This is a genomic window from Bradyrhizobium sp. SZCCHNR1002 (genome assembly GCF_032381435.1).
GTDB lineage: Bacteria > Pseudomonadota > Alphaproteobacteria > Rhizobiales > Xanthobacteraceae > Bradyrhizobium > Bradyrhizobium aeschynomenes.
The window spans coordinates 50,041-62,790 of sequence record NZ_JAUHIS010000009.1 but is presented as its reverse complement, the minus strand read 5'-3'; the positions used below and the strand labels follow the sequence as shown (position 1 = coordinate 62,790).

Genomic DNA, 12,750 nt, shown 5'->3' with positions numbered 1-12,750 from the left:
GGCAGCGGAGCTTAGGGAGCCGTGATGGCACCGTCTTGACGAGGATCAAGCGGCCGCGACTGCGCGCCACCGTCTCAGGGCGCCACCAGCTCGACCCGGCGGTTGAGCGCGCGGCCCGCATCGGTGGCATTGCTGCCGACCGGGGCGAGCAGGCCGACGCCCGCGGTGCGCAGCCGCGCCGGCGCAACCCGGTAGCTGCGCGACAGCTCCGCGGCGACGGCCTCGGCGCGGCGCCGCGACAGATCGAGATTGTAGTCGTAGCTGCCCTGGTTGTCGGTGTGGCCGACGATGAAAACGTTGAGCTGCGGCTGGCCGCCGAGCAGTTGCGCGATCTGCTCCAGGGTCGGCCGGCTCTCCGGCTTCAGGGTCGCCTTGTCGGTATCGAAATAGATGCCGTAGAGCGCGATGTGGCCCTTGTCGCCGAGGCCCTTCGCCATCTCGGCGGCGCTGACCATCTTGTTCTCCATCGCGCCGAGCTCGGCGATGGTGAGCTGCGCGGTGATCTGCTGATTGTTCTGGCTGACCAGGAGGCTGGCATAGGTCTCGCGCCCGCCGGCGGTCTTGCGGCCGGCAAAGTAGCGGTAGTCGAAGCCGTCGACCCACATCTGCGGCACCGGCAGCAGGTCGATCGCCTCGGTAAAGGGAATGCCGCCGCAGGCATCGGTGTCGCAGGCGATGAGCGTCTCGAAACCCGCCTTGGCGAGCTGGCTCTCGAAATTGCGCGACACTTCCAGGATCGAGGGACCGGGCGCGGTGCGATAGGCAATGCGGGTGATGCGGCCTTCCAAGCGCCGCTCATCGGTCGCCTTGTCGGCCTTGAACGGCGCTGCCTGCACGCGCACCGCATCGAAATCCTTGGCGACATAGCCGGTGATCACGCTGCCGGCGAAACGGCCGATGCCCGGAACATCCCGTGCGCCCGGGACATCGCCGGGCTGGGCGGTTGCGGGCGTGTGGAAGACGAGAGCGGTGAGGAGGACCGCTTGCACCAGTGCACCGAGCCGGAACGTCATTCTCATGGGGACCTCTGACAGATGGCTGGCCAACGCCGGCATGGTTGAGGCGCGGGACGTCGACGGGTACGGCGCGCAACGCGCCGCTGAAGACGGGGCGCCTTGCATGAGTGCCGGCGAGGACGCGTTGCGTTCAAACAGGATGACGGACCCGCGTCGCGCGATGGCGATCCTTGCCGGCTGGCCTGCCACCGCCAAATCGGGCATTGTGCCTGCGTCTCGGCGCCGTCCTGCCATCATCATGCTCTCATGCAGGGATCTCTCTCCTCATGCTGTGTTTTCGATCTCTCGTCATTGCCGCCATCCTCTTCTTTGCCTCGCCTGCCTTCGCTGCGCGTTGCGGCGGCGACTTCAACACCTTCATCGCGAGCTTCTCCGCGGAGGCGCAGAGCGCCGGCGTGTCGGGCGGCGTGATCAGCCAGGCGTTGTCGGGCGTGACGCTCGATCCGGCCGTGCTCGCCTTCGATCGCCGCCAGCGCTACACCTTCAACAAGAGTTTCGAGCAGTACGTCTCGACCCGCGTCGGCGCCGGACGCATCAATGGCGGCCGGGCGATGCTGCAGCGGCACGCGGCGCTGCTGTCGAAGATCGAGCAGCAATACGGCGTGCCGCGGCAGATCCTGGTCGCGATCTGGGGGCTGGAGACCGATTTCGGCAAGGGCGACATGGGCAAGCTGCCCGTGATCCGCACGCTTGCGACGCTGGCGCATGATTGCCGTCGCACCGAACTGTTCCAGGGCGAACTGATGGCGGCGCTGAAGATCGTCCAGCGCGGCGATCTCACCCTGCGCGACCTCGTGGGCGCATTCGCCGGCGAAATCGGCCAGACCCAGTTCCTGCCGTCCTCCTACATCAAATACGGCGTCGACTTCGACGGCGACGGCCGCGTCGATCTCCGCCATTCCACCGCCGACGTGCTGGCCTCCACCGCCAACCTGCTGAAGACCAACGGCTTCAAGATGGGCCAGCCCTATGACGAGGGCTCGGCGAACTTCGACGCAATGCGCGAGTGGAACAGGGCGGTGATCTACCGCAAGACCATCGGCTACTACGCCGATCAGTTGGTGGGACGATAGGGGGCATCTCTCGATCGCCTCACCGGGGATGGTGTTTTTAGCACGTCATTCCGGAGCGCGCGCAGCGCGAGCCCCGGAATCCATGGCCATGAAACGTTGTTAGGCGAATGCTGGAGCGACAGCCTTCTCTCAGTACAGCCGGTGGTGGTTATGGATTCCGGGTTCGTGGCTCGCGCACGCCCCGGAATGACGAACGGGGAGAGAGGGGCACATACCGGCCCTGCGCAAACTGCCCGTCGTGTTAGTTTGTCGCAGCATCCGCCCTTGCCACGTCGGGCAAATCAGCCGCACATTTCCTGATGTCCTGGCCCGCCGGAGGGGCGTTTCGCGATCGTCACGAGGCGTGGGCCGTTGGATGCGATGGGCGTAGAGCTCCGCAGCGTGGCCAAGGCCGCGCCGACGAACGGAGCGATGCGCACGCCGAAATCGTGGCGTCCCGACACCCCGACGCTGGTGTCCCGCGCAACGCGCGCAAGCGCGTTGTCGCGCATGGTGGCCAACAAGCCCGGCGCACCAGGGAGACCACGTATAAGGCGTCAGACCATCGCGCAGGGAGGGCCGGGTCTGTCCGGCTGAACCTGTGGTAACCGCCGCGTGCATTTTCTTTCGCACGCGGGCCGCAGGCCTCAGCCGAGGCCTGGCTCTCCCTGCGCCCTCCCTCTTAACGAGGGCGGCGAATGGCACAACTCGGACGCTTCACGCGCCGCGAGGCTTTCTTCGCTCCACCGCAGGTTCACGCGTCCTTGGCGGCCGCCTTCTCCAGCCGCTTCGCCATCACCTTCCAATAGGTGCCGGGCATGAACCGCTGCAACAGATCCATGAAGCGCGCATCGCCGCCGATCAGGATGCGCGGCTCGTTGCGCTCGATGCCCGCGATGATGCGCAGCGCCGCGTCGCGCGGGCTGGTTTTCGCAAGCCGCTCGAAGCGTTCGATCGCCTGCACGCGGCGCGCATTGTCGGTCATTCCGTGGCCTGCGCGGGCATTGCGCGCGATCGCAGTCGCGACGCCGCCGGGATGCACCACCGACAGCTTCACCGGGCTGTTGGCCATCGCAAGCTCATGACGCAGGCTCTCGGAGAATCCGCGCACCGCGAACTTCGCCGCCGCATAGGCCGACTGGCCGGGCGGCGCGATGATGCCGAAGATCGAGGACAGGTTGACGACATGCGCCTCGCGTTGGCGCGACAGATGCGGCAGGAAGGCGCGGGTGCCGTGCACGACGCCCCAGAAATTGATGTTGAACAGCCACTCCATCTCGGCCTGGTCGATCTCGGTGAACCCGCCGAACAGCGCGACGCCGGCATTGTTGATGACGATGTTGAGGGAGGGATGCGCGGCCGTCGCGGCATCGGCGAATTGCGCGATGGCCAGGGGATCGCTGACGTCGAGCCGGTGGGTGGTGACCTTGCGGCCGCGGGATGCGAGCTCGGCCGCGACACTGGCCAGCCCCGCTTCGTCGCGGTCGGCGAGCGCGAGGTCGCAGCCGCGCCCCGCCAGTTCCAGCGCCAGCGCCCGGCCGATGCCGCCGGCCGCGCCCGTCACCGCCGCCGCTCCGTGAAGTGCCGTCATCGTGGTGTCCTCCCCCTGATGGTTTTGCTCGCGTGGGCCGGTTCCAAAAGTCTTGTGCGTATTGCGTCACTTTTTCGCATTGGAACCGAACCATCCGGCGGCTTTGCTTTTAACCCACGTGGCTTTTTGGGAAGACAGATTCTTGGAGGTATTTGCATGGGACAGTCGCAGCCCTTTCGCGCAACGGCGCTGATCGTGGAGGACGATCCGGCCCAGCGCGAGATGATCGCTTTGTTGCTCGAGGAGAGCGACTACGATGTCATCGCGTGCGAGAGCGCCGAGGCGGCCGAGCTGGTCCTGAACAAGCCGGGCCATCGCGTCGTGCTGCTGATGACGGACGTCAATCTCGCCGGCCGCATGAGCGGCGTCGAGCTGGCGCACATCGCCCGTGCGCGTCACCCCCACATCAACATCGTGGTCACCTCGGGACGGCCGCTGTCGCAACCCTTGCCCGGCAATGCCAAGTTCTGGAGCAAGCCATGGGCGCCGCTCGACGTGCTGCGCGAGGCCGAGGTGACGCTGGAGCGTGCGCCGGAGCTGCAGCGGAGGCTCGGGGAATAGGAAGGTCGTCACTCCTTGACGGCCTGGGTCGCTGATCCCATTTCTGAAAGCGCGAAGAGCGGGGAATCGCGGGGTGAGGCGGAGGACGCGGCATCAGCAGAGACCGGGTGGAAGCCGCGCTCCCACCCGGGGAGTGCAACTACTTCTTCTTGGCGGCCTTCTTGGTCTTCTTCGCCGCTTTCTTGGTCGCCTTCGCGGCCTTCTTCGCCTTCTTCGCCATGGAATCCTCGTCAGGAGTTGATGGATTGCAACGCGACTTCGAGGCTCGCTGGCGCAGGCCAGCCATGCATCAGCCTCGGGACGCAATCCCAGCAGATTCGCGAAGCTCTGCCTTACGCCGTCACCAGGGCACCTGCGCTTATCCACAGCTCGCTGCACTCAGCAGCGCCACGCGGGCCCCGACGCGCGGTGCGGCGCGGTTAACGCCGGGCAAATGATGTCTTCATTGATTCAAAACCAAGGCGCAATCTTGGTTGCGCAATTGAGGAAGCATTAAGTGCGCGGCGCTCATGTTACCGCGAACCACAGGGAAGGTCATGAGCGCTGCGTTATTGATCATTGAGGACAGGACTCGTGACGTCCTGCGGCCGGGATGTTGAACGTTCCGACGCTGTGGACGGCCTTCGTGGTCAACTTCCTCGCACTGGGCCTGATCTGGGCCTATGTGATGCGCAGCTATCCCAACCTGGTTTCGGCCCGCTATTGGACGGCCTCAGCCTTCATGTGTGCGCCGGCCGCGCTGTTCGCGCTGGGCCGGTTCTATTTCGGCTCGTTCGCGCCGCTGCTCGCCGGCGGCTCGCTGATGACGTTTGCGATCTGCCTTGCGGCAATGGGAGTGGAGCGCTTCTATGGCCGGAAGGCCTCCTGGCGGCTGAGCCTTATCGTCGTCGGTCTGACCTGTGCGTCGATCGCGTTCTTCTTCTACGCCTACGACAGCAGCCCGCTGCGCATCCTGTGCTACTCGCTCGGGCAGGCCGTTCCGATGGCCATGATCGCGCGGCTGGTGCTGGACTCGCGCCATGGGCCGGTCAATCCGGGCGCCCGGCTGGCCGGCCTGCTGTCGCTCCTGATCATCGCCGTCTTCGCCGCCCGGCCCATCGCGACCCTGATGGGCGCCGATTTCAATTTCAGCCATTCCACCATCGGCCAGGCGGCTGCAGTGCTGCTGCTGATCTTCCTGTCGATGTCGCTGAATTTCGGATTTCTGCTGATGGCGGTGGACCGGCTGCGCAACGAGGTCGCCGATCTCGCGCTGCTTGACGATCTCACCGGCGTCGCCAACCGTCGTCACCTGATGCAGAGGCTCACCGAGGAATGCGCACGGGCGGAGCGGTCGGGACAGCCGTTTGCGCTGCTGGTGATCGATCTCGACGGCTTCAAGCTCATCAACGACACCCATGGCCATGCGGCCGGCGACGCCTGCCTGCAGCACTTCACGCTGATGGCGCAGACCCGGCTGCGGCCCGGCGACATGCTGGCCCGCACCGGCGGCGACGAGTTCTGCATCCTGCTGCCGTCCTCGTCGCTGCGCGAGGGCGCGATGATCGCGCGGCGCATTCTGCAGGTCTGCCGCGACGACGCCGAAGCCTGTGCCGGCGCGGACGTTCCGATCGAGGTCTCCATCGGCGTCGCCGAGTGGACGCCGGATGTCGGCGCGTTCCCGGACCGGGTGATGGCGCGGGCGGATCAGGCGCTCTATGCGGCCAAGAAGGACGGCAAGAACGGCTTTGCGGTCTATCAGCACGACACGCCGGCGCTGGCGCCGGATCAGGTCGAGGCGATCGTCACATCCCAGCCCCGGCAGGATGCCGCGGCGGAGTAGTCGGTGCTATCGTTCGGCCATGAGGCCGGTCTCGAACTCTCTCCAGGCAGCGCTCGCGCTGCGTCTCCTTCTCTCCCAGCCGGCGATGGCCGAGGACCTCGCTACGCTCGCCCGCTCGTCGGGCACGCCGGACGTTCCCGGCCTGAAGATGGTCTGGCTGGCGCCGTGGGGCGATCCGGCCAAGGCGCATCCCTGGACCAACATCATCGTCCACCAGACCGAGGGTCCGGCCGGATCGGCGAAGGCCGGCGCGCTGGCGCAGGCCAAGAACCCGAAGAGGCGCGGCGTCACCCTGTGGGTGGAAACCGACGGCACGGTGTATTGGGCGGTACCGGAAACCCTGGTGACGCTGCATGGCGACGGCGCCAATCGCAACGACAACCGCTATATCGACAACGGCCCGACCTACCGCAAGGTCGTGCGCGACAATTCCATCGGCGTCGAGTTCGCCGGCAACTATCCCGACGTCACTGCGCCCCCGACGCAAGCCCAGATCGCCGCGTGGCGCATTCTCTCGAAGCTGCTCCGGCTGCGCTATCAGATCCCGCGGGAGCGGATCTATGCGCACAACTGGATCGACTACAAGGACGCCCGCTATTGCGAGGGCTGTGCGCTCGCCGAGCTCGCGCGCGCCATGGCGGACTGATCATAACAAGAAGCCGGCGTCTCCGCCGGCTCCGATCGCATCAAAACCACCTTCAAGCAAGCCGCGCCGTTAATGCGCGGCCTCCAGCGCCGCCGCCTCCTGCTTGGCGATGGCGCCCTTGACGGCGGACTGCACCTTCTCGAACGCGCGCACCTCGATCTGGCGGACGCGTTCGCGCGACACGCCGAACTCGGCCGCCAAGTCCTCGAGCGTCATCGGCTCGTCGGCCAGGCGCCGCGCCTCGAAGATGCGGCGCTCCCTGGCGTTGAGCACGCCGATCGCGCCGTTGAGCGCCTGCCTTCGGTGGTCGTACTCCTCGTGCTCGGCCATGATGGCTTCCTGGTTGGGCGTGTTATCGACCAGCCAGTCCTGCCATTCGCCCGCTTCGCCGTCGTCGCGGATCGGCGCGTTCAGCGAGGCGTCGCCGCCGAGGCGGCGGTTCATGTCGACCACGTCCTGATCGGTCACGCCGAGGCGCTTCGCGATCAGCTTGACCTGATCCGGATGCAGATCGCCTTCATCCAGCGCCGAGATCTTGCTCTTGGCCTTGCGCAGGTTGAAGAACAGCTTCTTCTGGTTCGCGGTGGTGCCCATCTTCACGAGCGACCACGAACGCAGGATGTACTCTTGTATCGACGCCTTGATCCACCACATGGCGTAGGTGGCGAGGCGAAAGCCCTTCTCGGGCTCGAACCTCTTCACCGCCTGCATCAGGCCGACATTGCCTTCCGACACCACTTCGGATATCGGCAGGCCGTAGCCGCGATAGCCCATGGCGATCTTGGCCACGAGCCTGAGGTGGCTGGTCACGAGTTTATGTGCTGCGTCGCTGTCGTCATGCTCGCGCCAACGCTTGGCGAGCATGTACTCCTCCTGCGGTTCCAGCATCGGGAACTTGCGGATCTCGGAGAGGTAGCGAGCAAGGCCGGATTCTCCGTTGAGAACCGGTAGTGTAGCTGTACGGGCCATCGAGCGCCCTCCAGTTGGTTCAGGCCCCCGATAGCGGCGGGCCAGGCAAAGCGGTCGCTTGGTTAAAGCCGGCCGGTTTGCGACGTTCCATGCGTCGACCATTCGACGCAGGCGCAACATACACCAAAATTCGTCCTCCGTGGAAGGATTCCGGGGGTCACGACCCCGTGTGGCCGCATTAAGATTTTGACATGATTGCGTTTTTCTGAACGTCCTGCGTCATAGCGCCGCTCGGAGGGCCTCGCCCAAGAGAGAAAGATCCTCCGGAAGCTCCGATTCCCAGCGCATGATTTCTCCGGTGCGCGGGTGCTCGATCACCAGCAGATAGGCGTGCAGCGCCTGCCGCCCCAACTGGTCGAGCGCCGCCCGCGCGCCCGGCGCCAGCTGGTTCGCCTTGGTCTTGAAATGCGGGCCATAGACGGCGTCGCCCATCAGCGGATGTCCGAGATGGGCCAGATGCACGCGGATCTGGTGGGTGCGCCCGGTCTCGAGATGGCAGGCGATCAGCGACGCCACCGGCTTGCCGTCGCGGCCGGTAAAACTCTCCATCACCTCGTAATGGGTGATGGCCTCGCGCCCCCGCGGGCGCACCGCCATCTTGTCGCGGGCATGCGGATGCCGGTCGATGGCGGCGTTGATGGTGCCATGCGGCCGGTGCGGCAGGCCCCAGGCGAAGGCGAAATAGCCGCGCTCCATCGCGCCGGTGCGGCCGTGATCGGCGAACTGCGCGCTCAAGGAGGCGTGGGCGTGATCGTTCTTGGCGACCACCATCAGCCCCGTGGTGTCCTTGTCCAGCCGGTGCACGATGCCCGGCCGCTTGACGCCGCCGATCCCCGAAAGACTGGCGCCGCAATGCGCGATCAGCGCGTTCACCAGCGTTCCCGTCTCGTGCCCGGCAGCGGGGTGCACCACGAGGCCCGCGGGCTTGTCGATGACGACGATGTCGTCGTCCTCGTAGACGATTGTGAGCGGGATCGCCTCGGCGGCGGGCTCGGCCGGGACCGCCTCCGGCACGTCGATTGTGATCGTGTCGCCGGCCGTGACGTGATAAGCGGGGTCCCGCACCGCCGCCGCGCCAAGGCTACCTTTAATAAGCGACACCTGTCCGGCCAGGATCAGCGCCTTCAGCCGGGATCGCGACAGCTCCGGCAGCCTGGCTGCCAGCACGCGATCGAGCCGCGGCGAGCCTTCGTCGCCGGCGACAATGACCGTCATCAGACCGTGGGATTGTGAAGTCGAGATGTCCATGAATACTACCGTTGCGCCCGAGCCGTCCTCGCCCGAGCAGGCCCAGCTGATGGCGCGGCTGCGGCGCATGATGATGATCGCGGGCGTGACCACCTCGATCGCGATCGCAGTGCTTCTGGTCGCCATCGGCTACCGCCTTTTCCGCGGCGAGGGAAGCACAGCTTCAGGCCCGGACCTCACCGCCATGCTCCCGAAGGGCGCCCGCATCGTCTCCACCGGCACCGCCGGCGACCGCCTGGCCGTCACTCTGGATGTGGGGGGCACCACCGAGATCCGCACCTTCGACGCCAAAACCCTCAAACCCACCGGTCGCCTCCGCTTCGCGGTCGAGCCGTAAGGGTAGGGGCGGAGCCCATCCTCCCGCCGCCGCCTTCGAGACGACTGCCTGCGGCGGTCTCCTCTGATGATATCGTTCGAACCGGCCTGCAACCTCCGCATCGCTGCGCGATGCAGCGCCCTCGCCCCTTGTGGGAGAGGGCAGCGCCGGCCGATCCGCAGGCTCGGTCGGGTGAGCGGTTCTCTCCGCGATTGCAACTCGTTGAGGCAGACCCCTCACCCGACCGAGATCGTTGCGCGATCATCCATGCCCTCTCCCACAAGGGGCGAGGGCGCAGTCACGGCCATCGCGCCCGCGGCGAGGTCGATTGGCTTCCTGCTTCTCCACAAGGTTGCTCTCTATGACTACGCTGACAGCGTAGGCTCCAGTGTGCAGCGGCCGCTCCGCCACTGACGGCTGATGGTGAGGAGCGCCGCAAGCGGCGCGTCTCGAACCATGAGGCCTCTGCCGCCTCGGCTTCCTGCCGCGAATCGACCATCCCGCGCACGGAGCCGCTCCGCAACTGCCGGTATGATTGTCCCCCGGTTCCATCTCTGCTCTAAACCCCTCCGGGGAACTCTGGAGTGGGGTGGAATGACCGGACATCTCTCGCGCGCGCTGAGCCTGCTCGCCGTGGCGCTGCTGCTGACCGCCTGCGCCGCCACGTCGGCGCTGGAATCGCAGACCAAGCAGCGCGACGGCCGGATGGCGCGGATCTATTTCCTGCGCGAGAAGGGCCTGGTCGGCGCCATGGGCACCACGGCGGGCACCGCCGACGTCAAGGTCGCGGGCAAGGCCGTCGGCGCGCTGCGCAACGGCTATTATCTGTTCGTCGATCGTCCGGCCGGCACCTACGAGCTGTCGGTCAATTCCGGCATTTCGCTGCCCTATGAGACCGAGATTCAGGTCGAGGCCGGGCAGGTCTATTATCTGTGCCTCGGCGCGACGCCCTATGGCCCGCCCGGCCAAGTGCTGCTGAACCAGGCCTATGCCGGCGGCAGCGGCGCCTTGATGCCCCCGAGGTCGGGTCTGTCCGGCGCGATGTCCGGCACCGTGCTGTATCGCATGGATCCCGCCTCGGGCGCCGCGCTGATGGCCCAGCTCCAGGCGCCGTGAGGCCGGCGCCGACAACCCGTCCGCAACGTCGCATGCGAAAATTGCATCTGCCGTCTTGCGGCGCGGCGATTTCGAGGCTATGCGGTTCACCTCACGCTCCCTTCGTCTAGCGGTTAGGACGCGGCCCTCTCAAGGCTGAAACAGGGGTTCGATTCCCCTAGGGAGCGCCATTCCCGGCGCTCAACCTTTTAACTCTGATCTGTACGCGCGGCTCCTCAGCCTCGCGGCGCGTTTCCGCGTCCGAGCTTTGCTCTCAGGCACGCCCTCTTAAGAGAAGGGCGCAGGGAAGGCCGGGTGCAGGCCGCACCCATGGCCCGCCTGCAGAAAGAAAAGCAGGCGGCAGTCACCACAGGATTGGCCGAACAACCGGCCTTCCCTGCGCGATGGTTTGAACGGCTGCTCCGTGCTCTCCCAGGGGACCGGGCTTGCTTGCCCCCGTCATCGACATCGTCGCCGACCAAGACACCAGCGTCGGGGTGTCGGGACCACACGGCTTGACCGTCCGTCCGGGGTTCGTTCGTCCGCACGCGAAACGCGCACTGCGACCCCGGGCGGCCACCGCATCTCCCGCTCCACGGTCCGTGACGATCGCGAAACGCCCCTTCAGTGAGCGGAAGACGCGGGGAGGATCGATCTGATTTGCCCGACGACACAAGGCCGGATTTGCCCGACGGAATGCGGCAAACTGGCACGACGGGCAGTTTGGGGACGGTTATGGTGATCGGTCGCAATCCAACCGGTTTCAAGGCCATCGAGTGCAGAGGTTCGAGGTTATTAGCTTGTCCAGCTGGGTGAGAAATCGCTGTGTGCGCCGCACAATATTTCCGCCCATGAAGCCGCAAGCACGCATGGTAGCTAATGCTGTTTAAACAAAGCTCCCCAACGCATATGATAGCTACGCCTTCGATTCAGCTAGAGGTGGTAAGGGGTCGTGGTCAACGAAACTCATCTAGAGCATCTTCGGAACTCGGACTGGAGCCACTGGCGGTCTAGCTGCGAAACGCCGATAGATTTGAGCTATGCTCAACTTGAAGGCGAGACACTAAAGGGGGCCGATCTTAGCAATGTGAACCTAGCTTTCGCCGACCTCCGGCGAGCCAACTTGGAGGGGGCGAACCTGCGATCTGCCAATCTAACGTGTGCCAATCTGAATTATGCATCACTTAGTGTTGCTGATCTAAGGGGCGCGGACTTGACGGGCGCTCACTTGAGTAACGCCGACCTGCGCGGTGCTTGTTTGTTTTCAAGCATAGCAAAAGGTGTGCGACTAACTAATAGCAATCTTAGCGGAGCCAGTCTTGGTGCCGTGAACTTCGACGGCTCAAGTTTTGCGGGCGCTGAAATGAGTCGCGTCGACTTGCATGACGCCAATCTGAATGAAGTTGACCTCTGTGGCGCTCAGCTGCAAGGAGCCAATCTTAGTCGTGCGAACTTCACGCGCGCTCGCATGACGGGCAGCATTCTGGAAAAATCCGACTTGAGCAATGCAATCCTTATCGGTGTCGACTTAAGTCAAGCTAGGCTTTGCGACTCGAATCTAAGTGAGGCAAATCTGAGAGGGGCGAATCTCAGCGACGCTATTCTGACCAACGTTAGGTTTGTTGGAGCTAACCTGAGCAACGTAGTTTTGGATCGTGCAGATTTGGCTGCCGCCCACTTCATAGACACCGTTTTTTCTAACTCAAATCTAGGAAGCGCGTCTGGATTGGACATGTGTATACATAGTGGTCCGAGTATTGTCGACTTCAAGACCCTGGAGAGATCGGGTCCTTTACCGCTAGCATTTCTCCGGGGAGTCGGTCTGCCCGATGCTGTTATAGAGTATCTCCCTTCAATGCTCACGCAGCCTATTGAGTACTTCTCATGCTTTATCAGTTATTCAACTAAAGACGACGATTTTGCTAAGCGGCTTCATGCGGATTTGCAGAACAATGGTGTTCGATGCTGGTTCGCGCCTCACGATTTGCCTATTGGAGCGAGAATGCTCGACGAGATAGATGCGGCTATCAGATTGCGCGACAAGGTGGTCCTTATTCTGTCCGAGCATTCTATTGCGAGCGATTGGGTTGAAGATGAAGTTAAAACAGCCTACGAGGAGGAGCGTCGGCGGAGGCAGACGGTGCTATTTCCGCTCCGCTTAGACGACGCCGTCATGGACACAAAGGAAGCGTGGGCGTCAAAGCTGAGGGCGGACCGGAATATTGGAGACTTTAGGGGGTGGAAACAGCACGATCACTATCAAGAGTGCTTCGGGCGTGTCCTGCGAGATCTTAATAGTCGTGCCGCCCGATAATGCTCGAAGAACTGAAGTTCTCGGCTCCTCAACTGATAATTCTGCTGCCGTCGCTGTTTTGGGTCATCTCAAGTGAAGGGTGCGACTGCTGCATCTTAGCTTCGTCATTTGACATGCTCT

12 protein-coding genes and 1 tRNA gene are annotated in these 12,750 nt (G+C 64.3%); 8 read left to right on the top strand and 5 right to left on the bottom strand.

The genetic code is table 11. The annotated features are described in order from the left end of the window. Positions 1 to 74: 74 nt before the first annotated feature. On the bottom strand, positions 75 to 1,013 hold the full coding sequence (locus QX108_RS30825; protein WP_315786320.1) for an OmpA family protein: 939 nt from the start codon (positions 1,011 to 1,013) through the stop codon (positions 75 to 77). Positions 1,014 to 1,282: 269 nt separating this feature from the next. On the opposite strand from QX108_RS30825, the gene QX108_RS30820 reads away from it, so the two are divergent. Next, complete coding sequence (locus QX108_RS30820; RefSeq protein ID WP_315724764.1) at positions 1,283 to 2,089, top strand: lytic murein transglycosylase; 807 nt, start codon at positions 1,283 to 1,285, stop codon at positions 2,087 to 2,089. Positions 2,090 to 2,822: 733 nt separating this feature from the next. On the opposite strand, the gene QX108_RS30815 is transcribed toward QX108_RS30820, so the two are convergent. Beyond that, the gene (locus QX108_RS30815) at positions 2,823 to 3,659 is read right to left on the bottom strand and encodes an SDR family NAD(P)-dependent oxidoreductase (protein ID WP_315786135.1); all 837 of its coding nucleotides are present in this window, start codon (positions 3,657 to 3,659) and stop codon (positions 2,823 to 2,825) included. 156 nt (positions 3,660 to 3,815) lie between these two features. On the opposite strand from QX108_RS30815, the gene QX108_RS30810 reads away from it, so the two are divergent. Continuing rightward, positions 3,816 to 4,220, top strand: a complete 405-nt coding sequence (locus QX108_RS30810) for a response regulator (RefSeq protein ID WP_315724768.1) — start codon at positions 3,816 to 3,818, stop codon at positions 4,218 to 4,220. A gap of 139 nt (positions 4,221 to 4,359) precedes the next feature. Here the strand turns inward: QX108_RS30810 and QX108_RS30805 are convergent, their stop codons facing one another. Further along, complete coding sequence (locus QX108_RS30805) at positions 4,360 to 4,506, bottom strand: hypothetical protein (RefSeq protein ID WP_315724770.1); 147 nt, start codon at positions 4,504 to 4,506, stop codon at positions 4,360 to 4,362. Between the two features lie 306 nt (positions 4,507 to 4,812). Between QX108_RS30805 and QX108_RS30800 the strand changes: the two genes are divergently transcribed. Next, complete coding sequence (locus QX108_RS30800) at positions 4,813 to 6,042, top strand: diguanylate cyclase (protein ID WP_315786130.1); 1,230 nt, start codon at positions 4,813 to 4,815, stop codon at positions 6,040 to 6,042. Positions 6,043 to 6,061: 19 nt separating this feature from the next. After that, a complete protein-coding gene (locus tag QX108_RS30795; protein WP_315786125.1) occupies positions 6,062 to 6,688 on the top strand; it encodes a peptidoglycan recognition family protein in 627 nt (208 codons plus the stop codon). A gap of 69 nt (positions 6,689 to 6,757) precedes the next feature. Here the strand turns inward: QX108_RS30795 and rpoH are convergent, their stop codons facing one another. Both rpoH and QX108_RS30785 read right to left on the bottom strand, forming a co-directional pair. Further along, positions 6,758 to 7,657, bottom strand: coding sequence for an RNA polymerase sigma factor RpoH (gene rpoH / locus QX108_RS30790; RefSeq protein WP_172110542.1), 900 nt, complete (start codon positions 7,655 to 7,657; stop codon positions 6,758 to 6,760). Between the two features lie 219 nt (positions 7,658 to 7,876). Continuing rightward, positions 7,877 to 8,872 carry an RluA family pseudouridine synthase gene (locus tag QX108_RS30785; protein WP_315786123.1) on the bottom strand — a complete coding sequence of 332 codons (996 nt, stop codon included), beginning with the start codon at positions 8,870 to 8,872 and terminating at the stop codon, positions 7,877 to 7,879. 31 nt (positions 8,873 to 8,903) lie between these two features. Here QX108_RS30785 and QX108_RS30780 point away from each other — a divergent pair, with 31 nt between their 5' ends. The 4 genes from QX108_RS30780 to QX108_RS30765 all read left to right on the top strand — a co-directional run bounded on the left by QX108_RS30780 (position 8,904) and on the right by QX108_RS30765 (position 12,630). After that, on the top strand, positions 8,904 to 9,242 hold the full coding sequence (locus QX108_RS30780; RefSeq protein ID WP_172109863.1) for a hypothetical protein: 339 nt from the start codon (positions 8,904 to 8,906) through the stop codon (positions 9,240 to 9,242). A gap of 573 nt (positions 9,243 to 9,815) precedes the next feature. Continuing rightward, positions 9,816 to 10,337, top strand: a complete 522-nt coding sequence (locus tag QX108_RS30775; RefSeq protein WP_315786120.1) for a DUF2846 domain-containing protein — start codon at positions 9,816 to 9,818, stop codon at positions 10,335 to 10,337. Positions 10,338 to 10,432: 95 nt separating this feature from the next. Continuing rightward, a tRNA-Glu gene (locus QX108_RS30770) sits at positions 10,433 to 10,507 on the top strand. A gap of 761 nt (positions 10,508 to 11,268) precedes the next feature. Continuing rightward, the gene (locus QX108_RS30765) at positions 11,269 to 12,630 is read left to right on the top strand and encodes a pentapeptide repeat-containing protein (protein ID WP_315786117.1); all 1,362 of its coding nucleotides are present in this window, start codon (positions 11,269 to 11,271) and stop codon (positions 12,628 to 12,630) included. Positions 12,631 to 12,750 lie beyond the last annotated feature (120 nt).

Bases quoted from the DNA above. Each gene is read 5' to 3' on its own strand.
- QX108_RS30815 (WP_315786135.1), bottom strand. From the start codon at position 3,659: ATGACGGCACTTCACGGAGCGGCGGCGGTGACGGGCGCGGCCGGCGGC.
- QX108_RS30800 (WP_315786130.1), top strand. From the start codon at position 4,813: ATGTTGAACGTTCCGACGCTGTGGACGGCCTTCGTGGTCAACTTCCTC.
- QX108_RS30785 (WP_315786123.1), bottom strand. From the start codon at position 8,872: ATGACGGTCATTGTCGCCGGCGACGAAGGCTCGCCGCGGCTCGATCGC.
- QX108_RS30825 (WP_315786320.1), bottom strand. From the start codon at position 1,013: ATGACGTTCCGGCTCGGTGCACTGGTGCAAGCGGTCCTCCTCACCGCT.
- QX108_RS30805 (WP_315724770.1), bottom strand. From the start codon at position 4,506: ATGGCTGGCCTGCGCCAGCGAGCCTCGAAGTCGCGTTGCAATCCATCA.
- QX108_RS30775 (WP_315786120.1), top strand. From the start codon at position 9,816: ATGACCGGACATCTCTCGCGCGCGCTGAGCCTGCTCGCCGTGGCGCTG.
- QX108_RS30810 (WP_315724768.1), top strand. From the start codon at position 3,816: ATGGGACAGTCGCAGCCCTTTCGCGCAACGGCGCTGATCGTGGAGGAC.
- QX108_RS30780 (WP_172109863.1), top strand. From the start codon at position 8,904: ATGAATACTACCGTTGCGCCCGAGCCGTCCTCGCCCGAGCAGGCCCAG.
- QX108_RS30820 (WP_315724764.1), top strand. From the start codon at position 1,283: ATGCTGTGTTTTCGATCTCTCGTCATTGCCGCCATCCTCTTCTTTGCC.
- QX108_RS30795 (WP_315786125.1), top strand. From the start codon at position 6,062: ATGAGGCCGGTCTCGAACTCTCTCCAGGCAGCGCTCGCGCTGCGTCTC.
- rpoH (WP_172110542.1), bottom strand. From the start codon at position 7,657: ATGGCCCGTACAGCTACACTACCGGTTCTCAACGGAGAATCCGGCCTT.